Genomic DNA, 22,988 nt, shown 5'->3' on the forward strand with positions numbered 1-22,988 from the left:
GAGGAAGAAATAGTGAGTGAGCAGCTGATTGGCAGCGACAGACAAAGGATAGTCATCGGTCTCGGTAAGACCGGGCTTGCCTGCGCTCGCTGGTTGTATCGCTCCGGCTCACCTTTCCGGATTTTTGATAGCCGTGACAACCCGCCCGGGCTGGATGAACTCCACAGAGATTGCCCGGGTGTACAAGTTGCTTGTGGTGAACTTGATGCTGCTCAGCTCTGTGCTGCTGATGAGTTGATAGTTAGTCCAGGTCTGTCGTTGAAGGAACCTGCCATTGCCGCTGCTATTGCCAGCGGCGTTGCTGTATCTGGTGATATTGAATTGTTCTGCCGTGCTCTTCAGGAGAGGCAGTCCCGCGCTCAGGTTATTGCAATTACCGGCTCTAACGGAAAAAGCACTGTAACAACTTTGCTGGGACAAATGGCAGAAAAAGCCGGAGTTCAGGTTGGTGTTGGTGGCAATATCGGCACACCGGTTCTCGAACTCCTGGAGCAAAAGCCCAAAGATCTCTATGTGCTTGAACTCTCCAGCTTTCAGCTTGAAACCACGCATTCCTTGCGTGCGGCGGCAGCGACTGTTCTGAATGTAACACCGGATCATATGGATCGTTATGAGTCAGTGGCTGATTATCATCAGGCTAAACATCGCATTTATCGTGGTTGCTATGGTGCAGTTAAAAATCGCGATGATGCTCTGACAGCACCGCTTGTTTCTGAAAATGTAAATCAGCTGTCGTTTGGCTTTGGAGCTCCTCCCGGATTAAATGATTTTGGCACTGTAGCTGAGGATGGTGAGACCTGGTTGGTACAGGGCGTGACTCGTTTGATTCGTGCATCGGAATTGAAAGTTAGAGGGCTACACAATCAGGCGAATGCACTAGCTGCTCTGTCACTTGGTTTTCTGGTTGATCTTCCGATGGAAGCCATGCTTTCAGCTCTGCGTGAGTTCACCGGTTTGGCTCATCGCTGTGAATGGCTGACTGACCATAATGGTGTCAGCTGGTTCAATGATTCAAAAGCAACCAATACTGGTGCGGCAGTGGCCGCAATTGAGGGTCTTGGTGCAGACTTGCAGGGCGATATTGTTCTGATTGCTGGCGGTGATGGCAAAGGGGCTGACTTTGCTGATCTGAATAATGCCGTTAGCAGCTATGTTCGGGACTTGATTGTACTGGGCGCAGATGGTGAAAAAATTGCTGAGACTGTACGAGGCCTGACAAATACCCATCGGGTAGATGATCTGGAGCAAGCCGTCGTGCTGGCTGGAGAGCTGGCTAAGGCGGGAGATGCAGTTCTTTTAGCACCGGCCTGTGCCAGTTTTGATATGTTCCGCAGTTACGAGCATCGGGGCGATGAATTCCGCAAACAGGTAGAGGTGCGTTATGGCTAGCACATCTGTATCTGATATCTATGTAAGACTGCAAAACAGCAACAACCCGGTTGATCTGAAACTGATGGCTGTTGTCGCCTGTTGTATGGCGATGGGGCTGATTATGGTTGGTTCGGCTTCAAGCGGTATTGCCAGTGCCGGTTACGGTGGTCCTTTCTATTTTATGATTCGCCAGAGCCTGTTTATGGCGGTTGGAGTTGGTGTGATGGCAGCGATGATGGTGCTGCCAATGTCCTTCTGGCAGCGCACTGGCTTCGTCCCTTTGATTATTTCCATCGCTCTTCTGACTCTTGTTGTGATTGTTGGCCGTGAAGTGAACGGCAGTAAACGCTGGTTGCCGTTGGGTATTTTTAATCTCCAGCCTTCGGAAGTCGCCAAAGTGATGATGATTATCTTTACGGCGTTTTACCTATCCCGTTGGCGCGAAGCCGTTTGTGGACCTAGCTGGAAAGAATTTTTTAAGCCTCTTGTTATTCTTGCGATTGTTCTGGGGTTGTTGTTGCTGGAACCGGATTTCGGCTCTGCTGTGGTTTTATCTGCCTCAATTATGGGCATGATTTTCCTGGCGGGTGCTCGTATAGGAAAGTTTCTTGTTCTGGTTCTTATTGGTGTGGCTGGTGGCGCATACCTGATTATTTTTGAGCCTTACCGGATGGCACGCCTTAGTAGCTTTCAGGATCCTTGGGCTGACCAGTTTGGTGCAGGTTATCAGCTTACTCAGTCTTTGATTGGCTTTGGTCGGGGAAGCTGGGCCGGGGAAGGTTTAGGTAATGGTATTCAGAAACTGTTCTTTCTCCCTGAAGCCCATACAGACTTTATCTTCTCTGTGGTGGCTGAAGAGTTTGGCTTGATTGGCGGAATTGTGTTGATTGCCATGCTGTTTTTTATTTCCTGGCGGGCAATGCGAATTGGACTTTTAGCTGAACGGGCCGGACAGCAGTTTTCAGCTTACCTGGCTTACGGGCTTGGCCTGTTGTTTGGCAGTCAGGTGTTTATAAATATCGGTGTCAGCAGCGGTTTGTTGCCCACCAAAGGTTTGGCTCTGCCATTGATGAGTTATGGCGGCAGTAGCTTGATTATGAACTGTATGGCCATTGGGCTGTTGATGCGAATTGATTTTGAGCGCCGTACCCAGGGTGCGGTCAAAGCAGTAAAAAAGAAACGGGAGGGCGCTAATGTCTGAAGCTCCTCTCTTTATCGTAATGGCGGGCGGTACTGGCGGACATATATTCCCGGCTCTGGCTGTTGCGGATGAACTACGAGACAAAGGTTTCCAGATTCACTGGCTGGGAACTCGTGATGGTATGGAAGCGGATCTGGTTCCAAAGCATGGCTATGACATTACCTTTATGCCGGTCAAAGGTGTTCGTGGTAATGGGGTGAAGGCTTTGTTGCAGGCACCGTTCCGTGTTGCTCTGTCTTTATGGCATGCGCTGCGTGTTATGCGTTCCAAGAAAGCTGTTGCGGTATTAGGTATGGGCGGTTTTGTTTCTGGCCCTGGCAGTGTGGCCGCCTGGTTGCTGCGTAAGCCTTTGGTTCTTCATGAGCAGAATGCGATTCTTGGCTTAACCAATCGTATTGCCAGTATGTTTGCCTCTCGCAGACTGGAAGCTTTTCCGAGAGCCTTTCCTGCTGATGCTAATGCAGAGTGCACCGGTAACCCTGTGCGGCCAATGATTGTTCCAGTAGCGGATGAAAACAAAGCTGATCGTAAACTGCGTTTGCTGGTACTTGGTGGTAGTCGTGGCGCTGTTGCAGTGAATGAATGTGTACCCAAGGCTCTGGCTGTAATGGGCGAGAGTGCTCCGGAAGTCTGGCATCAAACTGGTGCTATCAATCTGGACGACACCCGTGCGCTTTATAAAAGCATTGGTGTTGAAGGTCGGGTTGATCCCTTTATTGATGATATGGCTGCCGCCTATGGCTGGGCTGATCTGGTGCTGTGTCGCTCCGGGGCTCTTACCGTGGCGGAACTGGCTAATGCGGGTAAGCCCGCCATTCTGGTGCCTTATCCATGGCACAAGGATCAGCAACAACTGCGCAATGGTCGTTATCTGGTGGATAACGACGCCGCTGTTTTGCTGGAACAAAAACATATGACTGAACATACACTGGCGGAAAAATTATCAGAGTTCTCCGCGCACCCTGAGAAGGTGCAGGCGATGTCTGAAAATGCCAGAGCTTGTGCTCACCCTGACGCAACCACCCGGGTTGCAACTATCTGTCAGGAGGTTGCCCGTGTCTGAAATGAAAAAACAGGTTAACAATACAATGTCTGAACAGCAGGTTCCGGTTTTCGCTGTTCCTGAAATGCGCCGCATAAGCAGGATCCACTTTATTGGTATTGGTGGCTCCGGTATGTGCGGTATCGCAGAAGTTCTTTGTAATCAGGGCTATAAAATTTCCGGCTCTGATATTCGCGCTTCAAAAGTGACTGAGCGTCTGGCGTCGTTTGGTGCTGAAATTCATATCGGCCACGACAGTGGAAATATCGCTGGAGCTGATGTGGTGGTGGTTTCCACCGCAGTTAAAGCGGATAACCCCGAACTGATGGCAGCCCGTGAAAATCGTATTCCGGTTGTGCCTCGTGCGGAAATGCTGGCGGAACTGATGCGTTACCGTCACGGTATTGCTGTTGCTGGTACTCACGGTAAGACGACAACAACCAGCCTTCTTGCCTCTGTACTTGGGCAGGGCGGTCTTGATCCCACATTTATTATTGGTGGTCGACTGAACTCCGCGGGTACCAATGCACGCCTGGGTGGCAGTCGTTATCTGGTCGCCGAAGCTGACGAGAGTGATGCATCATTTCTTCATCTTCAGCCAATGGTTTCCATCGTTACCAATATTGATGCCGACCATATGTCTACCTATGAAGGTGATTTTGGCAAGCTGAAGCAGACCTTCCTGGATTTTCTGCACAATCTGCCTTTTTATGGTTTGGCTGTCGTTTGTATTGATGATCCAGTCGTCCGTGAACTGTTGCCGCAGATTAAGCGTCAGGTGATCACTTATGGTTTCTCTGAAGATGCTGATTACCGAGCCATCAATGCTCAGCAGGAAGCGATGCAGAACAACTTCACATTGGTGCGCAAAGGTCGTGACAATGTTGATGTGAATCTCAATATTCCCGGAGAGCACAATATCCTGAATGCCCTGGCAACTTATGTGGTTGCGTCAGAGGAAGGGATGTCTGATGAAGATATCTGTGCAGGGCTTTCCGGTTTCCAGGGGGTTGGTCGTCGCTTCCAGGTTTATGGCAATTACCAGACAGGTGTCGGCGAAGTTATGTTTGTCGATGACTACGGTCACCACCCCCGTGAGGTTTCTGCAACTGTCGCCGCTATTCGTAAGGGCTGGCCAGAAAAGCGTCTGGTGATGATCTACCAGCCTCACCGTTATTCCCGTACCCGTGATTTGTACGAAGACTTTGTGGATGTGCTGTCACAGGTCGATGTTTTGCTGTTGATGGACGTTTATCCTGCAGGGGAAACAGCAGTCCCAGGAGCTGACAGTCGCAGCCTGTGTCGCAGCATTAGGCAGCGTGGACGTTTAGATCCGATTTTTGTTCAGCGCGGCGAGCCAGTTGATAAGGTTCTGGCAGATGTGCTGACAGATGGCGACCTGTTGATTACCCAGGGCGCTGGAGATATTGGTGGTTTGGCCGGTGAGCTGGCAGAGAAAGAGCTGGTTCTGAAAAGTGAGTGAGTTGGGCAAGGATATGACTGAGAAGTCAAAGGCAGAGCAAGCTGTTAATAAGCAGGATGCGAAAGGTGTTGCCGTTGACGCTAAGGCTTTTGGCCGGGTAGCGGTGCTTTGTGGTGGCCTTTCACCTGAACGTCAGGTGTCGCTGAAGTCAGGCAACAGGATTTTTACGGCGCTGAAAGACCGTGGTGTCGATGCGGTTCTGGTAGATGCGGGTGACGATCTTGTTGATCAGCTGCGCACTGTAAAACCAGAACGTGTTTTTCTGGCCCTTCATGGTGGTGATGGCGAAGATGGAACAGTTCAGGGGTTGCTTGATTTTCTGCACATTCCTTACACGGGAAGTGGTGTAAAAGGCTCTGCATTGGCTATGGATAAATGCCGCAGCAAGCTGATCTGGAAAAGTATGGATCTGCCGACGCCTGAGTTTGTCATGGTAGGCAAAACAACAGATCTGGAAACAGCTGATCTGCCAATGCCATGTTTTGTGAAGCCAAATGGCGAGGGTTCCAGTATTTGCACTTTTCCGGTGTATACCCGGGAAGAACTGGCTTCAGCTATTGCCAAGGTTCTGGAACACACTGATCAGGCTATGATTGAGCAATTGATTGCCGGACCTGAATACACAGTGGCCATTCTTGATGGTCGTGCGCTACCAGTTATACGTCTTGAGACGGATAACACATTTTATGACTATGAGGCCAAGTATCTTTCTGATGATACCCGTTACCATTTACCCAGTGGCTTAACGGAAGAGAAAGAGCAGGAACTGCAGGCTCTGGCTGTAAAGGCTTTTGATGGGCTTGGTTGCAGTGGCTGGGGGCGTGTAGATGTTATGCAGGATGACCAGGGGCGCTTTTGGCTTCTGGAAGTGAATACTATTCCTGGAATGACTGACCACAGTCTTGTACCTATGGCAGCGCAGGCCGTTGGCTATCAGTTTGCGGATCTGGTTCTTGAGTTGTTGCGCATTAGTGGCGAAGAGGAGAGGTCATGGATGCCCGACGATATCTCCGGCATGACAACAGAGATGAGTTAAGAAAGAGTTTAAGGGCAGATAAGAACGCTGCCCCAAAGAAACGGAACAGCCGCCGTGAGCAGGAAGAGCGAAAGCAAAGATTTCTGCTCTGGGGGCGCCGGGTAGCAGCAGCCCTGAAGTTTCTTGTAGCGGGAGCTGTGCTTGGCGGATTGATGTTGTCGCTACCCGTTTTGCGGGAGTGGCTGGACAGGCCGGTGGCAAAGGTTGAGGTAAGTGGCAACTTTCGTTATCTCAGCCAGGAAGCGTTGCAGGCAGAGTTGGAACCTTATTTGCGGGAACGCTTTTTCAGTGTGGACCTGCGAGGCATTAAGCAGGTTCTGGAAAAAGACTCCTGGATTGCCAATGTACGGGTAAAGAAGATTTGGCCAGATCGGGTAGAGGTTGTTCTTGAGGAAGAAGTACCGGTTGCCCGCTGGCAGGAAAAAGAGTTAATCAGCGCAGACGGAAAGGTTCTGCGCTCCCGGCAGGGGAGGTCATTCAGTGAACTTCCTCTGTTAGGAGGCCCGGAAGGGCGGGAGCAGGAGATCATGCAGCAGTACATGACTCTGAGTCAGCAGCTCCGTCTTTTGGGTTTGCGTGTTGAAGCAGTGAGCCTGACACCTTCAGGAAACTGGAGCTTCAGGGTGAAAGGTGTTGCGGTACAGCTGGGTGGTGATGAGTTAATTGAGCGCATGCAGCGCTTTACCCAGCTCTACTATAACCGCCTGCAAACACGCTGGGCTGAAGTGGGAAGTATTGATTTGCGGTATCGGGATGGTGTCGCAGTCGCCTGGATTCAGAGGCCTGCTCAAGGAAGCGGCCAAGAGAAAACGGGCGGATAGATTTTAACAAAATGCAGGTATGACGATGACTGCATGCAGCAGTGGCCGGGAGACCGGTCGTAAACAGATCAGCGTCGGGTAACAGGACAACAGGTAGGTTAGCGAATGACTGGCTCTGGGAATGGAAAAATGGTTGTCGGCCTGGATATCGGCACATCCAAGGTTGTCGCTCTGGTCGGTGAAATTACCGATCGCGGCACTATTGAGGTGGTTGGTATCGGTTCACACCCTTCCCGTGGATTGCGTAAAGGTGTGGTCGTCAATATTGAGTCGACAGTGCAATCTATTCAGCGGGCTGTAGAAGAAGCTGAGCTGATGGCGGGTTGTCAGATTGACTCTGTTTATGTGGGTATTGCGGGTAATCATATCCGCAGCCTGAACTCTCACGGCATTGTTGCCATCCGTGAGAGGGAAGTAACAACAGCTGATATGGAAAGGGTTATTGATGCTGCCCAGGCTGTTGCGATTCCTGCTGACCAGAAAATTCTGCATATTCTCCCTCAGGAGTATGTGATTGATACCCAGGAAGGTGTGAAAGAACCGTTGGGAATGTCCGGCGTTCGTTTGGAAGCCAAGGTGCATCTGGTCACTTGTGCCGTGAACGCTGTTCAGAATATTGAAAAATGTATTCGTCGCTGCAACCTTGATGTGGATGATGTCATTCTCGAGCAGCTGGCTTCCAGCTACTCAGTTTTGACTGACGATGAAAAAGAACTGGGTGTGTGCATGGTGGATATCGGTGGTGGAACCACAGATATAGCTATCTTTACAGAAGGGGCAATTCGTCACACGGCCGTTATTCCTATTGCTGGCGATCAGGTCACCAATGATATCGCCATGGCACTGCGTACGCCGTACCAGCACGCAGAAGATATTAAAATTAAATATGCATGCGCTCTAACTCAACTGGCAGGCGTGGATGAAACGATCAAAGTGCCCAGTGTAGGAGATCGTCCTCCCCGGGATCTTTCCCGTCAGGCTCTGGCGGAAGTTGTTGAGCCCCGTTACGACGAGTTGTTCACCCTGATACAGGCCGAATTGCGACGTAGTGGTTTTGAAGAGTTGGTTGCAGCCGGGATTGTTCTGACCGGCGGCACATCGAAGATGGAAGGTGTTATCGAGCTGGCAGAAGAGATTTTCCATATGCCTGTTCGATTAGGACTGCCCCAGAATATTGAGGGTCTGGCTGATGTTGTTCGTAACCCGATTTACGCAACCAGTGTCGGCCTTTTGCAGTACGCGCAACACAATATGGAGGAAGGTGTCCGCAGTGCGCCATCTTCCCAGGGAAGACCACAGAAGCAGGAAAGTTTCCTTAGTCGCCTGAAACAATGGGTTCAAGGAAACTTTTGATTGTTAACCAGGAATTAATACAAGAAGATGGACATTGAGAGAAAGGAGAGTTTCATGTTCGAGCTGGAAGACAGTATTCCGCAAAATGCGGTAATAAAGGTAATTGGTGTTGGCGGTGGTGGCGGTAACGCTGTAAACCACATGCTGAACAGTCAGGTTGAAGGTGTTGACTTCATCGTGGCAAACACCGATGCGCAGGCACTCAAAAACCTGAATGCCCGTACCCTGTTGCAGCTGGGTACTGGTATCACCAAGGGATTGGGAGCTGGTGCAAACCCTGAGATTGGTCGTCAGGCTGCTCTTGAAGATCGCGAGCGTATTGCGGAAGTGCTCAGCGGCGCGGATATGGTGTTTATCACTGCTGGCATGGGTGGCGGTACAGGTACCGGTGCGGCTCCTGTGGTTGCTCAGGTGGCTAAAGAGCTGGATATCCTGACAGTTGCTGTTGTGACCCGCCCGTTCCCGTTTGAAGGGCGTAAGCGTACTAACGTAGCCACTGAAGGTTTGAAAGAACTCTCTGAACATGTTGACTCTCTGATCACTATCCCAAATGAAAAGCTTCTTGAAGCTCTGGGTAAAAAGGCGAGTTTGTTGTCTGCTTTCAGTGCGGCGAACGACGTGCTTCTGGGGGCTGTTCAGGGCATTGCTGACCTGATTATCCGTCCAGGTATGATCAACGTTGACTTTGCTGACGTGCGTACTGTTATGTCCGAAATGGGCATGGCGATGATGGGTACTGGCTGCGCGACTGGCGAGACCCGTGCCGCTGAAGCTGCTGAGTCTGCGATTCGCAGCCCGCTGCTGGAAGATATCGATCTGCAGGGTGCTCGCGGTATTCTGGTCAATATTACTGCGGGTCTGGACTTTGCTATCGGTGAATTCCAGGAAGTTGGTGATACTGTGAACCAGTATGCTTCCGAGAATGCCACTGTGGTTATCGGTACCGTTATTGATCCTGAAATGACTGATGAGTTGCGTGTAACAGTTGTTGCAACAGGTCTGGGTCATAACGAAGAGCCTAAGGTGGTTGTTGATAACACCAATAACGCTCCCAAACCTAAGGCAACCACTGGCGAAATTGATTACCGTGAGCTGGAACGCCCAACGGTAAACCGTCGTCAACCTGTTGCAGTAGGTAGTGATACGGCTCCAATTGAACCTCAGGTGTCGGATTCTCCAGATTATCTGGACATTCCAGCATTTCTGAGACGTCAGGCGGATTGATTTCCGTCTGGTGGTTTACCGATAAACGTGAAGTGGTACGGTATGTAACACTATGTTCATGGGCGTTACTTTGCTAGACTGCACGTTTATTGCAAGATTTCAGGCTGGGCAGGATGTCTTGCAGCTTGGCTGGGATTCCAGTATTGCTGGTATAAAGCAAGATATATAAGGCTCTACGGCTGCATTATGATCAGACAGCGCACACTCAAAAATATCATTCGGGCAACCGGTGTAGGTTTGCACTCAGGTGAAAAGGTTTATCTCACCCTGAGGCCTGCTCCTGTTGATACCGGCATCGTTTTCTGCAGAACGGATCTTGATCCTGTCGTTCAGATACCAGCGCGGGCTGTAAATGTTGGTCAGACGACTCTTTGCACTTCCCTTGAAAAGGACGGTGTACGGGTTGATACCGTAGAACATCTGCTTTCTGCCATGGCTGGTCTGGGCATTGATAATGCCTATGTTGATGTGACCGCTCATGAAGTACCTATTATGGATGGCAGTGCAGGTCCTTTTGTATTCCTGCTGCAATCCGCTGGTATTGAAGAACAGTCTGCTGCCAAGCGCTTTATTCGCATCAAAAAGAAGGTCACCGTTAAGGAAGAAGGCAAATCAGCCACTTTCGTACCTTTTGATGGTTTTAAGGTCAGCTTCTCTATTGAGTTTGATCACCCTGTATTCCATGGGCTGACTCAACAAGCCAGCATTGATTTCTCCAGTACTTCCTTTGTTAAAGAAGTTAGCCGTGCCCGTACCTTCGGCTTTATGAAGGATATTGAATTTCTGCGCTCCCAAAACCTGGCTCTGGGCGGCAGCGTAGAGAACGCTATTGTTGTTGATGATTACCGTATTCTGAATGAAGACGGTCTTCGTTACGAAGATGAGTTTGTTAAGCATAAGATGCTGGACGCTATTGGTGACCTGTATCTGCTGGGTAACAGCCTGATTGGTGAATTTATCGGTGAGAAGTCCGGTCACTCCACCAATAACAAACTGCTTCGTGCTTTGATTGCTGATGAGTCAGCATGGGAAGTTGTGACGTTTGATGATGCTGCCACAGCTCCTATTTCTTATGCGCGTCCGACAGCTGTTGTTGCCTGATCGCATAAAAAATACTCTCTCCTTATTTAAAGGCCATCATATTTGATGGCCTTTTTTTTGGGAGTTTATTTTTACAAAATGTGGGTGTTTTCAAGTGGTACGGCACCCCTTGTTGCGAGAGTGTTCTTGGCAATGCTAGAGTGTGCCGCATTCTGGCGATTTTCTGGTACTATCAACCACTTAAATTTCGAGCTTGTGAAACATGACGTGTGAGCTTGAATGAGAATTGAGTAGTTCGTTTCGCTAAAACATGGATTGGCTGTCCCATAATGGCAGCAATCCCAGAGGTAATTTCAGGCTGACAATGAAAGTAATCGTTGTTCGACATCCCCATGGTAAAAGTCGCACTTTCTGGATGGATGGTGCACGACTGTTCTGGGGGATTGGTTTGTCAGCCGCGGCTCTTATTCTGGCCGGTTTTCTTCTGGCCTGGTATTTCCTGAATCTGAATGCATCCGGTGCATTAACCAGTAGTGATCTTCAGGAATGGAAAACCGCCCTTAATGTTCAGCGGAAAGATGTTGAGAAACTAAAAGGTGCATCCAGTGTCGAACTGGATGCCATGGCTGTGCAACTGGCCCAGCTTCAAGGGCGCTTAATGAGACTTGATGCTCTGGGAGATAGACTGGTAACCATGGCCGACCTGGCTCAAGATGAGTTTGATTTTGGTACAGCTCCGGCTTTGGGTGGGCCAGATGAAGCCATTGATGCCGGCCAGACTTATCTCCCTCCCAGTTTCTCTGATCAGATTGAAGAACTCGCTTCCCGTATTGATAACCGTGCAGAACAATTGGAAGTTCTGGAGTCTCTGCTATTGGGAAGAAATCTTCAGGATGATGTTTATATTGCCGGCCGCCCTGTTAGAAAAGGATGGGTTTCTTCTAACTTTGGCCGCAGAACAGATCCATTCACCGGCAGGCCTGCCTGGCATAAAGGCGTAGATATTGCCGGTAAAGAAGGTTCTGAAGTTATTGCCGTTGGTTCCGGAATTGTTACCTGGTCCGGAAAACGCAGTGGTTTTGGTTTGCTGGTAGAAATTAATCATGGCAATGGTTATGTCACCCGATATGCTCATAATAAAGAAGCATTAGTGAAGGTCGGGGATATTGTCACTAAGGGGCAGGCAATCAGCCTGATGGGGAGTTCGGGGCGATCCACTGGCCCCCATGTGCATTTTGAAGTGCTGGTAAATAACAGGCAGGTGAATCCCGCCCGCTATATGTACAGAGCCAGTCGCGGATAGTTAATAAAGAATTTGGAAATTTCGGGCACTTGATCAAATTATGTTGTCATCTCTCGTAAAAAAAATTGTAGGCAGTAAGAACGACCGCCAGCTCAAGAAAATGGGTAAGCGGGTTAAGCAGATTGGTGAGCTGGAAAATGAACTGCAGGCACTGAGTGATGATGACCTGAAAGCCCGCAGCCTGAAACTGAAAGAGCGCGCCCAAGGCGGTGAATCTCTGGATGACCTTCTCGTTGAAGCCTTCGCTGTTTGTCGTGAGGCCAGTCAGCGGGTTATGGGAATGCGTCACTTTGATGTGCAGATGATTGGTGGTATGACTCTTCACGAGGGTCGTATTGCTGAAATGCGCACCGGTGAAGGTAAAACCCTGATGGCCACCTTGGCTGTTTATCTGAACGGTTTATCTGGCAAAGGTGTTCACGTTGTTACCGTTAACGAATACCTTGCTCGTCGTGACGCTCGCTGGATGCAACCGCTGTATGAATTCCTTGGACTGAGTGTCGGCGTCATCGTTCCTCAGCAGGATCCTGAAGAAAAGCGTGCGGCTTATCAATCAGATATCACCTACGGCACCAACAATGAGTTCGGTTTTGACTACCTTCGAGACAACATGGCGTTCCGTAAGGAAGATAAGTTCCAGCGTGAGCTGAACTTCTCTGTTGTCGATGAAGTTGACTCCATTCTTATCGATGAGGCTCGTACTCCTCTGATTATTTCCGGCCCGGCTGAAGACAGTTCCGAACTCTATCGGACTATGAATAAGCTGGCTCCTCGCCTGGAGCGTCAACACGAAGAAAGCGAAGAAGGTGTTGAGGATACCGGTCATTACATCATCGATGAAAAGACCCGTCAGGTAGAGCTCACTGAAATCGGTCACCAGTTTATTGAAGATACTCTGGTGAAAGAAGGCCACCTTCCAGAGGGTGAAAGCCTTTACGCTTCCCAGAACCTGAATCTTCTGCACCATGCTCAGGCAGCCCTGAAAGCTCACACCCTGTTCCAGAAAAACGTGGAATATATTGTCAGCGGCCAGGAAATTATGCTGGTTGATGAACACACCGGTCGTACAATGCCAGGTCGTCGTTTGTCTGAAGGTCTGCACCAAGCACTGGAAGCCAAAGAAGGTCTGCCTATTCAGGCGGAAAGCCAGACTCTGGCATCTACAACTTTCCAGAACTATTTCCGTCTGTACGACAACCTGTCTGGCATGACTGGTACCGCTGATACAGAAGCCTTCGAATTCCGTCAGATCTACGGCCTGGATGTGGTGGTTATTCCTACCCACAAACCGATGATCCGTAAGGATATGAATGACCTCGTTTATCTCACCATCGAAGAGAAATACGAGGCAATTATTCAGGATATCCGTGAAACAGTTGCTGCGGCACGACCTGTGCTGGTTGGTACTGCTTCAATCGAATCTTCCGAGCTGCTTTCCAATGCTCTTAAAAAGGCGGGTATTGAGCACCAGGTTCTGAATGCCAAGTTCCACGAGAAAGAAGCCGATATTATTGCTCAGGCTGGTCGTCCCGGCGCAATCACCATTGCGACAAACATGGCTGGTCGTGGTACGGATATCAGCCTTGGTGGTAACTGGGAAGCTGAAGCCGCCACTCTGGACAACCCTTCCGAAGAACAATTGGAAAACCTGCGCTCCGAATGGCAGCAGCGCCATGATGCAGTACTGGCCGCTGGTGGCTTGCATATCATTGGTACTGAGCGTCACGAATCTCGCCGTATTGATAACCAGCTGCGTGGTCGTGCCGGCCGTCAGGGTGATGCGGGTTCCTCCCGTTTCTATCTGTCTCTGGAAGATAACCTGATGCGTATCTTCGCCTCTGACCGGGTGAAGAACTTTATGAAAGCTCTGGGTATGGAAAAGGGCGAAGCGATTGAGCACCGTATGGTGACCAACGCTATTGAAAAAGCCCAGCGTAAGGTTGAAGGTCGTAACTTTGATATTCGTAAGAACCTTCTTGAATACGATGATGTAGCCAACGATCAGCGTAAGGTCGTTTACTCTCAGCGTGATGATTTGTTAGCCGCTGAAGATGTGAGTGAAAGTGTTAACAACATTCGTGCGGAAGTTATTAATAGCCTGATTGACGAATTTATTCCTCCTCAGAGTCTTGAAGAACAGTGGGATATTCTTGGGCTTGAAAAGCGTATTGCGGCGGAATTAAATGAGCAGCTGCCTGTTAAGCAATGGCTCGATACAGAAGATGCTCTGGATGAAGACGGCCTGCGTGACCGTATTCTAGAGAAAGTGGCTGAGTCCTACGAGAGCAAGAAGACTCTGGCTGGAGCAGAAGCTCTACAGGCGTTCGAAAAGCATATTCTGCTGCGTATTCTGGATGATAAGTGGAAAGAGCATCTGGCCACTATGGATCATCTTCGTCAGGGTATTCACCTGCGCGGCTACGCTGCCAAGAATCCGAAACAGGAATACAAGCGGGAAGCTTTTGAACTGTTCTCCCAGATGCTGACTGACATCAAGCACGAAGTTGTTCGCGTGTTGTCCCACGTTCAGGTTCAGCAGGATGACCAGACTGAAGAAATTGAACGCCAGCGCCGTGAAGAGTTAGCTCGTCGCATGCAGTTTGAACACCAGCAGGCACAGGGTATATCCGATGATGGTGATGAAGCGGAAGCTCCTGCACCAGAACCTCAGGCACCTGTTGTGCGAGACGGTCGTAAGGTTGGTCGAAATGAGCCGTGTCCTTGTGGCTCGGGCAAGAAGTACAAGCAGTGTCACGGTAAGATTGTTTAAGGCAGTCATTGTCTGAAGCAATAGCTGTGTAAGACATAGCTTCACTTTTTAAGAGCCTTTCATCCCTCCGGGGTGAGAGGTTTTTTTACTTAACCAGAAATGAAGAATTTAAAATATCAGACAGCCATGAGAGGTAAGTGTCTGCCTAACACATGAAAATAAGCGGGCATAATCATGGTAAAAATGTCGCCACCTACTTGGGGGAAGTATGGCAACGGGAAAAGCTCCATCGGGCACATTGCATCCAGTTAAAGGTTTTCAACTTGGTACGGTAAAAGCCGGTATTCGTTATCAGGATCGCCGGGATCTGGTGGTTATGCGCTGGCCGGAGGAGGCCAGTGTTGCAGGTGTATTTACCCAGAATGCATTTTGCGCGGCGCCAGTGCTCTTGTGTCGTGATCGTATAAATAATTCACCCTGCGCGCTTCTGGTGAATACTGGTTATGCCAATGCCGGTACCGGTGAACAGGGCATGTCTGATGCTAAGCGAACTACAGCTGTTGTCGCTGAAGCTTTGGAGGTTCAGTCTGAGCAAGTGTTGTCTTTTTCTACCGGAGTGATTGGTGAGCTTATGCCAGTCGAACGGCTGGAGGCTGGTATTCCCGGATGTGTCGATAGCCTGTCTGAAGAAGGTTGGTGGCATGCTGCTGAAGGTATTATGACCACCGATACTCGCCCTAAAGGTTATTCCCGCCAGTTTGAGTTTGAAGGTCAAACCTACACTGTAACCGGGATTGCCAAAGGCTCCGGCATGATTCACCCGAATATGGCGACCATGCTGACCTATATCGCCACTGATGCAGCTGTTGAACGTACGCTTTTGCAAGAGTTGTTGGCAGAAGTTGCTGATGATTCCTTCAATCGCATCACGGTTGATGGTGATACTTCAACCAATGATTCCTGCATTCTGATCGCAACCGGTAAAGCCGGTAATCCAATGATTACCGATCGCGATAATGCATTGTTTGCCAAGCTTTCCAAGGTTATCGCCGATGTGTGTCAGGATCTGGCCAAAGCTCTGGTTATGGATGGTGAAGGGGCAACCCGGTTCGTGACGGTTGCAGTGCGGGGGGCTGAGTCTGTTGAGCAAGCTCATACAGTTGCCAATACCGTAGCTTTATCGCCACTCGTGAAGACTGCACTGTTTGCCTGTGATCCAAACTGGGGTCGGATTCTGGCTGCTGTAGGCCGCGCACCTGTGGATAACCTGGATGTCGATAAGATTCAGATTTATCTTGATGAGATTCTGATCGCAGAGGAAGGTGGTGTTGCCGCCAGTTATCAGGAGGCGGATGGGCAGGCGGTTATGGATAAAGAAGCCTATACCATCAATATCGATCTGGGGCTGGGTTCAGAATCTACACAGGTCTGGACGTCTGATCTTTCCCACGACTATGTCACCATTAATGCTGAATACCGCACCTGATTGGGGGCGGTTTTATAAGTAGGTTGTATGAAGCAAATCCACGTTGCTGCCGCAGTTATTCTTGATCAGAACAATAATATTTTGATCGCTCGTCGCCCTCTCGATAAACATATGGGAGGGTTGTGGGAATTCCCCGGCGGCAAGGTGGAGCCCGATGAAAAGGTAGCGGATGCTTTATGCCGGGAGTTGGATGAAGAGCTGGGCATTCAGCCCTCAGAGTTTCATCCGCTGATTCGTATTCATCATAAATACCCTGATAAGTCTGTGCTGCTCGATGTCTGGACGGTGACTTCTTTTGCGGGTGAGCCTCACGGTCGTGAAGGCCAGCCGGTAAAGTGGGTGGCACCTGCAGAGCTGTCATCCCATGAGTTTCCTGCCGCAAATCGTCCGATTGTGGCTGCAGCACAATTGCCCCAGAAATATTTAATCACCGGAGCTTTTGCCGAAACTTCGGAACTGGTGAGCAGAGTCTCTGCTGCTATTGAGCGACAATTGCCAATGATTCAGTTCCGGGCTCCATGGCTGAGTGATTCTGAATATAACGCCTGTACTGAAGCTCTCTTGCCTTTATTCTCCTCTGGCGTAAGCCAACTGATTGTGAAAGGTGATTTAAGCTGGCTGGATAAGGACGGTGTGGCTGGCCTACATCTGACTTCAGAGCAGCTTCAGAAATTGCATGAGCAAGGCTGGCGCTATTCAGGCGAGAAATTGCTGATCGCCTCCTGCCATGATAAGCAGCAACTGGATATGGCCGTTGAAGTCGGTGCCAGCTGCGCCACGTTATCACCAGTGCAAAACACTATAAGTCATCCAGATGCAGAACCTCTCGGTTGGGAGAAGGCGAAAACATTGATTGAGCAGGCAACGTTACCTGTTTATTGTCTGGGCGGAATGAGAGAAGAAAGTTTGCCACAGGCTATTGATGCGGGTGCGCAAGGAATCGCAGCGATCAGTAACTGGTGGTAGTAATCCCGTTTCATCAGGTATTGATATGAATAAGGTAATGGTTGGGGTGGGGCATATTGCAGCTCGCCATAGTCGTTAATATTGCGCAGATCCCGACAAGGTAAAGTGGTGCCAGAATCACTCCATGCCCGATAAGTGTTTCCATAATCAGGGGCGATAACCCTCCACATAACGCAAAGCTTACATTGTGACTGAGGCCAAGACCGGTAAACCGCACATCTGTCGGAAAGAGCTCTGCCAGAGATGTTTCGTAACAGGCTTGAACCATTGCAGCTGGCAGTGTGATGAGCAGTATCACGGTAAGGAGTGCACTGCCTGATGTACCGGCTGATAGAGCTACTTCAGAGAAAATTGTGGCAAGGGTTAATAGGAGGGCGCCTCCTGCCATCAGGGGTTTGCGGCCAATGCGGTCACTGAGCCAGCCATAGAAAGGTACCTGAGCGCAGATAATAAGAAACGCCAGCGTTGAGCAGGAAAAGGATGACAGCAGTGGCAGTTTCAAATGCTGGTTGAACCAGACTGGCAGATAGAGGCAAAACGAAACAATGATTGCCGGTACAGCAGCAATGCCTATTCCCTGAATTAGTTGTGTTCGATGACTTTGAAAGAGAGTCGTAAGAGGGATGCGCTGTACAGCCTCTTCGGTCATCAGCTTCAAAAAGGCTGGTGTTTCCGTCATTCTGCGGCGGGCAATTAAAGTCACCATGCCTAAAACAAACCCAAGGGCAAATGGAATTCTCCAACCCCATAGTTGCATATGTTCCTGAGTAATATTTGACGTTAACAAATAGCCCGTTACTGATCCCATAAGGTTGCCAGCTGTTATTGCGGTAATAATTATGCTTATCGCCCGGCCACGCCTGTTCCAGGGCAGCCATTCGGCCATGTAAGTGACGGAGCCAGGAATCTCTCCCCCCAGGGAGGCCCCCTGAAGGATTCTCAGGGCGAGAAGGCCGATTAGTGATAAGTCGCCAAGAACCTCTCTGGTTGGCAGTAGAGCAATGCCCAGAGTGCAGAAAGACATAATGCCAAGGGTGATGGTGAACTGGGAGCTGCGGCCAAAGCGATCGCCAAAGTGGCTGAAAATAATGCCCCCCAAAGGTCTGGCAATATAACCGGCAAAGAAAAATCCCATTACGCCAATCATACCGGTCAAGGTATCTGTCTCAGGGAAGAAGGCTGTTTTTATAAATGGGGCAAAAAGAATAAAGAGAGTGAAGTCATAGAACTCCAGAGCCCCGCCCGACGCAGTTATTAATAATATTTTCTTCGGGCTGAGGGTTGTGCTCATCTTTTATCTCTCTGTGATATTCAGGGAGAGAAGAGAGTAGGCGCGATATTGAAAAGGTGTAATAACAAATGGAGTTGAGCTACCTGACGGGGGTATCAGGCAGCTATAGATCGTTCAGGATTTGAATTCATCCAGATTGTCAGACATAAGGTCATCATATTGAGGTGTGCCCGGAATTTTATGTTCTTCCGCAGCCCAGGCTCCCAGATCGATTAACCGACAGCGCTCGCAGCAGAAAGGGCGATATTTATTCTCGGGTTTCCACTCCACTGGCTTCTGGCACTGTGGGCATTTTACGGTGGTGGTCATGGTTGTTCTCAAAATAGAAAAGGCCTGAAACTCAGGCCTTTTGGTGATCGGGTAACTGGTGGTTACTGTGCTGGTGGTTCCGGAGCGGTAGGAGCGCCGTCGTCACCCAGCCAACCAAAGGTCAGAGTGTTCAGGAGTGAAGGGCCGTTTTCTTCTTCCTCTTCCTCAACAATCTTCTCTTTCTTTGGTGTATTGTCACCAAAGAAACCAAAGGTCAGTGTGCTGAGCAGGGTTGGATCAACATCACTGTAAACACGGTGGCCAATAAACTCTCCGTTAGCATTCAGCAGCTTGCTTTCCGGGAAGTTGGTTTTCAGAACCAGAAGTGCCTCATCGGCAGGCTTGTTCAGGCCGAGGTGCTGGTAACCTTCCACCATAATGCCCAATGCTTCTTCAACAACTGGCGTGCCCTGCAGGTGATCAACAATGTAGCGGCCACGGTTAATAGCTGCCACATAAGCTTTACGCTTCATGTAGTAATCAGCGGCATGCAGTTCGTAGCGAGACAGTCTGTTACGCAGATAAACCATACGCTGACGGGCATCCGGTGCGTAGCGGCTGTCTGGGAAGCGACGCAGCAGTTCGGCAAATTCATTGAAGGACTGGCGAGCCTGACCGGGGTCACGGCGTGACATATCAACAGGCACGTAGCGTTCGATCAAGCCCAGGTCGGCCGTGTTGGATGCCAGACCTCGCATGTAGTAGGCGTAATCAACATTAGGATTCTGAGGGTGCAGACGAATAAAACGTTCTGCAGAAGCTCGTGACGCTTCCGGTTCCATGCTCTTGTAATAAGCAAAGATCAGGTCCAGCTGTGCCTGCTCGGCAAAGGGGCCGAATGGGTAGCGGGATTCCAGCGCGCGCAGAGTGTCTACGGCTCCTGAATAGTTTTTGTTATCCAGCTGTTCGCTGGACTGCTGGTATAGCTCGGCTTCGGTCAGGTTCTCTGGAACCTTGACTTCGTTGCTGGAACAGGCCGCCAGCAATACGGTAAAAGCCAGTACAAATAAATGTTTTGCTGCTCGCATTGGTTATCCCTGAAGTGCCTTTCCGGTGTTTTCCGTCCGCTCCGGAGCCAGACATGCTGTGGTACACTACGTAATCAGTCTATTTAATCACAGCATGGGGGAGAATCCCAAGCTATCCGGCAACGAACTTTCTTAGTGTGGTCGATAATAGCTTGAGTTATCCACTCTGTTGTTTGCAATGTCAGCGTGATGTATACGCTGTTGACGTAAGATAGAGCGGCAGTTTCAGCGGGATTCCGGTTTTTCGGAACGGCTGTGTCGCCATGTTGTAATATCTCAAATTTTGGATTTGCAGGGATTTGCCCTGCGAACATTCCTAAGAATTAATGACGGGAATAGTAGCTCCACTCTATGGCCGAACAGATTACCCTTGAAGCGTTTGTCCCCGAAGAACTGGGTGGTAAACGTCTGGATCAGATCGCTTCAAAAGTTTTTTCTGATTACTCACGCTCCTGCCTGCAGGACTGGATACGTTCCGGGGCTCTGTTGGTAGATGGCAAAACCCTGCGCCCTAAAGACAAACTGTTCGGTGGTGAACAGTTGTCTCTGAACGCAGAGATTGAAGATGACGGTCGCTGGGAGCCGGAAGATATTCCGCTGGATGTTGTCTACGAAGACGACGACATCGTAGTTATCAACAAACCTCGGGACCTGGTTGTTCACCCTGGTGCGGGAAACTGGACAGGTACTCTGTTGAACGGACTTTTGTTCCGTTACCCGGAACTGGCCTCTGTTCCCCGGGCAGGTATTGTTCACCGTCTGGACAAAGACACCACCGGTTTGATGGTGGTAGCCAAAACCCTGCAGGCTCAGACCGACCTAGTTGAGCAGTTACAGGAACGTTCTGTCAGCCGTGAATACGAAGCTGTGGTTTTTGGTGTAATGAGCGCAGGTGGGCTGGTTGATGAACCGATTGGTCGTCATCCAACTAACCGCTTGAAAATGAGTGTTGTGATTGGTGGCAAACCGTCTGTGACTCATTATCGGGTTCTGGAGCGTTACCATGGTCACACTCATATCCGCCTTCAGCTGGAAACCGGTCGTACCCACCAGATTCGTGTGCACATGAGCCATCTGCGTTATCCGTTGGTGGGCGATTCTCTGTATGCCGGGCCACCCCGTTTTCCGAAAGGCGCCACGCCAGAACTGGTCACCGCACTGAAAGATTTTGATCGTCAGGCTCTTCATGCCCGCCGACTTGGGCTTGTTCATCCTGTTTCTGGCGAATATATGGAGTGGGAAACGGATCTTCCTGAAGATTTTCTTACCCTGCTTGATGTTCTTGAACAGGATGCACAGGTTGCGATCGACTTATGATTTCCTCCCAGAATGACAGCGCTCTGGTTGATTACATTCAGCCAGAATGGAATGCCCCGGCGAATGTCAGGGCGTTTGTATCAACTCGCCGGGTAAGCCCGGTTGGGCCGCCAATGAGTGATCAGCATCAGTCTGATTTTCTCCAGAGGCGCAAAGAGTGGCTGACATCCTGGGGAAATGATCTGGTGAAACAGTGGGGTTGGTCTTCCCAGCCCTGCTGGGCCAAGCAGGTTCATGGTGTTGATATTATTCCTGCCGATTCGCCTTTTGGTGTTGAAGCGGATGCTGTGTGGACAGAGGAACACAATCGCCCCTGCACAGTCTTAACAGCAGATTGCTTGCCAGTGTTGTTCTGTAATCGTTCCGGAACAAGAGTTGCGGCAGCCCATGCTGGTTGGCGTGGACTTGAAGCTGGTGTGCTGGAAAGTACGGTCAAAACCTTTGACGACCCGGGTGAAGAGTTGATCGCTTGGTTTGGGCCAGCGATCAGTCAAAAGTGCTTTGAGGTCGGTGCAGAAGTTCGCGATGCTTTTTCTCAGGTTGTGCCCGAAGCTGTGGATGCTTTTGTTTCGGGTGATGATGAGCGCTGGCATGGCGACCTTTACCTTCTTGCCCGCCAACGCCTTGCTCGGTTGGGAGTAACAGAAATTTCTGGTGGTGATCGTTGCACCGGTAGTGAAGATCAGGTTTTCTATTCCTATCGTCGTGAAGGTGCAGCCAGTGGACGTATGTTATCTGCTGTGTGGTTAGTTTGATTTAGCTTTCAAAACGTAACAATTCCTTTCTGTTGACGTAAAACTCCGTACCTATACTCCTCGCCGATTTCTCATTCGCAACCGGGTACGGAGCCTTCTCATGAGTGGCCTGCGGCAGAGTTTCCTCATACTTATTCTTCTTTCTGTGAGTTACAAACTTGTGGCTTCATCTGTCTCTGAATCTGATGTGATTCGGCATGATAGCTGGTGGTTTATTTACACAATTCCGGAAGGGCGAGTGGGCATCTTCCAGGGGTTTGGTGGTAAGTTCTGGGATGAAGTTTATCAGCCAGAGTGGGGGTGGATGTCTCCTCTTACCAAATTACTACAGGTAAATATTCGCCCACAGTTAGACATCATTCGTAATATTCCCTGCGGTACCTCCGATGGATTAACCATAAATTTTCCAGAGGTTTCTGTTTATAACCAGCTGCGGTCTGAAGATGCCCTGAATGTTATTCGAAAATTTGGGGAAAATTATGAAAGTTTTCTTATCTCCGAGCCCATCAGGCAGGAGCTTGCTGAGTTCTGTGTTTCAAAAACAGCCAAGCAATTGTATATCGATGAATTTGATACATTGGATGATGAATTACAGCGCAGATTGAAAAAAGTGCAGGAGGAATATAAATCCAACCTCCAAATACAGCGGGTTATTGTTGCAAAGCCTGAACTGCCCGCTCAAATTCATAAAAACTATGCGGATCTGGTCTACGAGAAGAGCCTTAAGGGTGTTATTGAAGAAAGACAGAAGAGGATCATGAAGGAAATTCAGGCTAACAAGGAGCAAAAAGAAAAAGAAGCTGAAACTCAGAGGGTTCTGGCAGCAATAGTGAACCAAAAGCTGTTAGCAGATCAGGAGAGTCTGGCTGAGCAGAAGAAGATAAAAATCAGTGTACGTATTCACGAGCTGAAAGAAGAGGCGGATGCGGCTGCTTATACCGCCCAGAAAGAAGCTGAAGCCAATGCCTACCATCTGCAAAAAGAAGGCGAAGCCCGTGCAGAAATTGCCCGCAAAGAAGCAGAGATAAATGCTATTCTGCTAACGCCTGAATATATAGAAAAGATCAGGGCGGAATCTTTCTGGAGCAGCCCTAATACCAAATACTTCTTTGGAAATCAGATCCCAACTTTTATGCATCCTGAGGCTGGTGCTGATGGAGCTATAGGGCCTTCTACTACAGCATCTCGCAGGTTACTTCAGGCAAACGAAACTGAGGCCGGGGAGCAAGCGGCGAACAGTAAGTGACTTGA

At 49.6% G+C, this 22,988-nt stretch carries 19 protein-coding genes; 16 read left to right on the forward strand and 3 right to left on the reverse strand.

Features of this window, described 5'->3' with window-relative positions; all coding sequences use genetic code 11:
* The first annotated feature begins 12 nt into the window (after nt 1–12).
* From murD to ACY2RR_RS08570, 13 genes are all read left to right on the forward strand, one after another.
* Nucleotides 13–1,389 carry a UDP-N-acetylmuramoyl-L-alanine--D-glutamate ligase gene (gene murD / locus ACY2RR_RS08510; RefSeq protein WP_490107713.1) on the forward strand — a complete coding sequence of 459 codons (1,377 nt, stop codon included), beginning with the start codon at nt 13–15 and terminating at the stop codon, nt 1,387–1,389.
* A complete protein-coding gene (gene ftsW / locus ACY2RR_RS08515) occupies nt 1,382–2,572 on the forward strand; it encodes a putative lipid II flippase FtsW (protein ID WP_490107714.1) in 1,191 nt (396 codons plus the stop codon). The genes murD and ftsW overlap by 8 nt, the downstream gene beginning before the upstream one ends.
* Nucleotides 2,565–3,635, forward strand: coding sequence for an undecaprenyldiphospho-muramoylpentapeptide beta-N-acetylglucosaminyltransferase (gene murG / locus ACY2RR_RS08520; protein ID WP_490107715.1), 1,071 nt, complete (start codon nt 2,565–2,567; stop codon nt 3,633–3,635). Before ftsW ends, murG begins: the two co-directional genes overlap by 8 nt.
* 1 nt (nt 3,636) lies before the next feature.
* On the forward strand, nt 3,637–5,097 hold the full coding sequence (gene murC / locus ACY2RR_RS08525) for a UDP-N-acetylmuramate--L-alanine ligase (protein WP_490107888.1): 1,461 nt from the start codon (nt 3,637–3,639) through the stop codon (nt 5,095–5,097).
* Between the two features lie 13 nt (nt 5,098–5,110).
* Nucleotides 5,111–6,133 carry a D-alanine--D-alanine ligase gene (locus ACY2RR_RS08530; RefSeq protein WP_490107716.1) on the forward strand — a complete coding sequence of 341 codons (1,023 nt, stop codon included), beginning with the start codon at nt 5,111–5,113 and terminating at the stop codon, nt 6,131–6,133.
* The gene (locus tag ACY2RR_RS08535) at nt 6,088–6,954 is read left to right on the forward strand and encodes a cell division protein FtsQ/DivIB (RefSeq protein WP_490107717.1); all 867 of its coding nucleotides are present in this window, start codon (nt 6,088–6,090) and stop codon (nt 6,952–6,954) included. The genes ACY2RR_RS08530 and ACY2RR_RS08535 overlap by 46 nt, the downstream gene beginning before the upstream one ends.
* Nucleotides 6,955–7,059: 105 nt before the next feature.
* The gene (gene ftsA, locus ACY2RR_RS08540; RefSeq protein ID WP_490107718.1) at nt 7,060–8,307 is read left to right on the forward strand and encodes a cell division protein FtsA; all 1,248 of its coding nucleotides are present in this window, start codon (nt 7,060–7,062) and stop codon (nt 8,305–8,307) included.
* A 54-nt stretch (nt 8,308–8,361) separates the two neighbouring features.
* Nucleotides 8,362–9,531 carry a cell division protein FtsZ gene (ftsZ, locus tag ACY2RR_RS08545; RefSeq protein ID WP_490107719.1) on the forward strand — a complete coding sequence of 390 codons (1,170 nt, stop codon included), beginning with the start codon at nt 8,362–8,364 and terminating at the stop codon, nt 9,529–9,531.
* 186 nt (nt 9,532–9,717) lie between these two features.
* Nucleotides 9,718–10,632, forward strand: coding sequence for a UDP-3-O-acyl-N-acetylglucosamine deacetylase (gene lpxC / locus ACY2RR_RS08550; protein WP_490107720.1), 915 nt, complete (start codon nt 9,718–9,720; stop codon nt 10,630–10,632).
* 304 nt (nt 10,633–10,936) lie between these two features.
* Nucleotides 10,937–11,875 carry a M23 family metallopeptidase gene (locus tag ACY2RR_RS08555; protein ID WP_490107721.1) on the forward strand — a complete coding sequence of 313 codons (939 nt, stop codon included), beginning with the start codon at nt 10,937–10,939 and terminating at the stop codon, nt 11,873–11,875.
* Between the two features lie 40 nt (nt 11,876–11,915).
* Nucleotides 11,916–14,645: a preprotein translocase subunit SecA gene (gene secA, locus ACY2RR_RS08560; RefSeq protein ID WP_490107722.1), complete on the forward strand. Its 2,730-nt coding sequence runs from the start codon at nt 11,916–11,918 to the stop codon at nt 14,643–14,645.
* Nucleotides 14,646–14,853: 208 nt separating this feature from the next.
* Nucleotides 14,854–16,071 (forward strand): bifunctional glutamate N-acetyltransferase/amino-acid acetyltransferase ArgJ, encoded by a 1,218-nt coding sequence (gene argJ, locus ACY2RR_RS08565; protein ID WP_490107723.1) that lies wholly within the window; start codon nt 14,854–14,856, stop codon nt 16,069–16,071.
* Between the two features lie 27 nt (nt 16,072–16,098).
* Nucleotides 16,099–17,037 (forward strand): Nudix family hydrolase, encoded by a 939-nt coding sequence (locus tag ACY2RR_RS08570; protein ID WP_490107724.1) that lies wholly within the window; start codon nt 16,099–16,101, stop codon nt 17,035–17,037.
* A gap of 13 nt (nt 17,038–17,050) precedes the next feature.
* Here ACY2RR_RS08570 and ACY2RR_RS08575 read toward each other — a convergent pair whose 3' ends face one another.
* The 3 genes from ACY2RR_RS08575 to ACY2RR_RS08585 all read right to left on the reverse strand — a co-directional run bounded on the left by ACY2RR_RS08575 (nt 17,051) and on the right by ACY2RR_RS08585 (nt 19,665).
* Nucleotides 17,051–18,328: an MFS transporter gene (locus ACY2RR_RS08575; RefSeq protein WP_490107725.1), complete on the reverse strand. Its 1,278-nt coding sequence runs from the start codon at nt 18,326–18,328 to the stop codon at nt 17,051–17,053.
* Between the two features lie 114 nt (nt 18,329–18,442).
* On the reverse strand, nt 18,443–18,637 hold the full coding sequence (gene yacG / locus ACY2RR_RS08580) for a DNA gyrase inhibitor YacG (RefSeq protein ID WP_490107726.1): 195 nt from the start codon (nt 18,635–18,637) through the stop codon (nt 18,443–18,445).
* A gap of 62 nt (nt 18,638–18,699) precedes the next feature.
* Complete coding sequence (locus tag ACY2RR_RS08585; RefSeq protein ID WP_490107727.1) at nt 18,700–19,665, reverse strand: outer membrane protein assembly factor BamD; 966 nt, start codon at nt 19,663–19,665, stop codon at nt 18,700–18,702.
* Between the two features lie 351 nt (nt 19,666–20,016).
* Between ACY2RR_RS08585 and rluD the strand changes: the two genes are divergently transcribed.
* From rluD to ACY2RR_RS08600, 3 genes are all read left to right on the forward strand, one after another.
* Nucleotides 20,017–20,982, forward strand: coding sequence for a 23S rRNA pseudouridine(1911/1915/1917) synthase RluD (gene rluD, locus ACY2RR_RS08590; protein ID WP_490107728.1), 966 nt, complete (start codon nt 20,017–20,019; stop codon nt 20,980–20,982).
* Complete coding sequence (gene pgeF / locus ACY2RR_RS08595; RefSeq protein ID WP_490107729.1) at nt 20,979–21,737, forward strand: peptidoglycan editing factor PgeF; 759 nt, start codon at nt 20,979–20,981, stop codon at nt 21,735–21,737. Before rluD ends, pgeF begins: the two co-directional genes overlap by 4 nt.
* A gap of 100 nt (nt 21,738–21,837) precedes the next feature.
* Entirely contained in the window at nt 21,838–22,983 is a 1,146-nt protein-coding gene (locus ACY2RR_RS08600) for an SPFH domain-containing protein (protein ID WP_490107730.1), read from the forward strand.
* Nucleotides 22,984–22,988 lie beyond the last annotated feature (5 nt).

This window comes from Parendozoicomonas sp. 2304DJ65-17, from assembly GCF_058148445.1.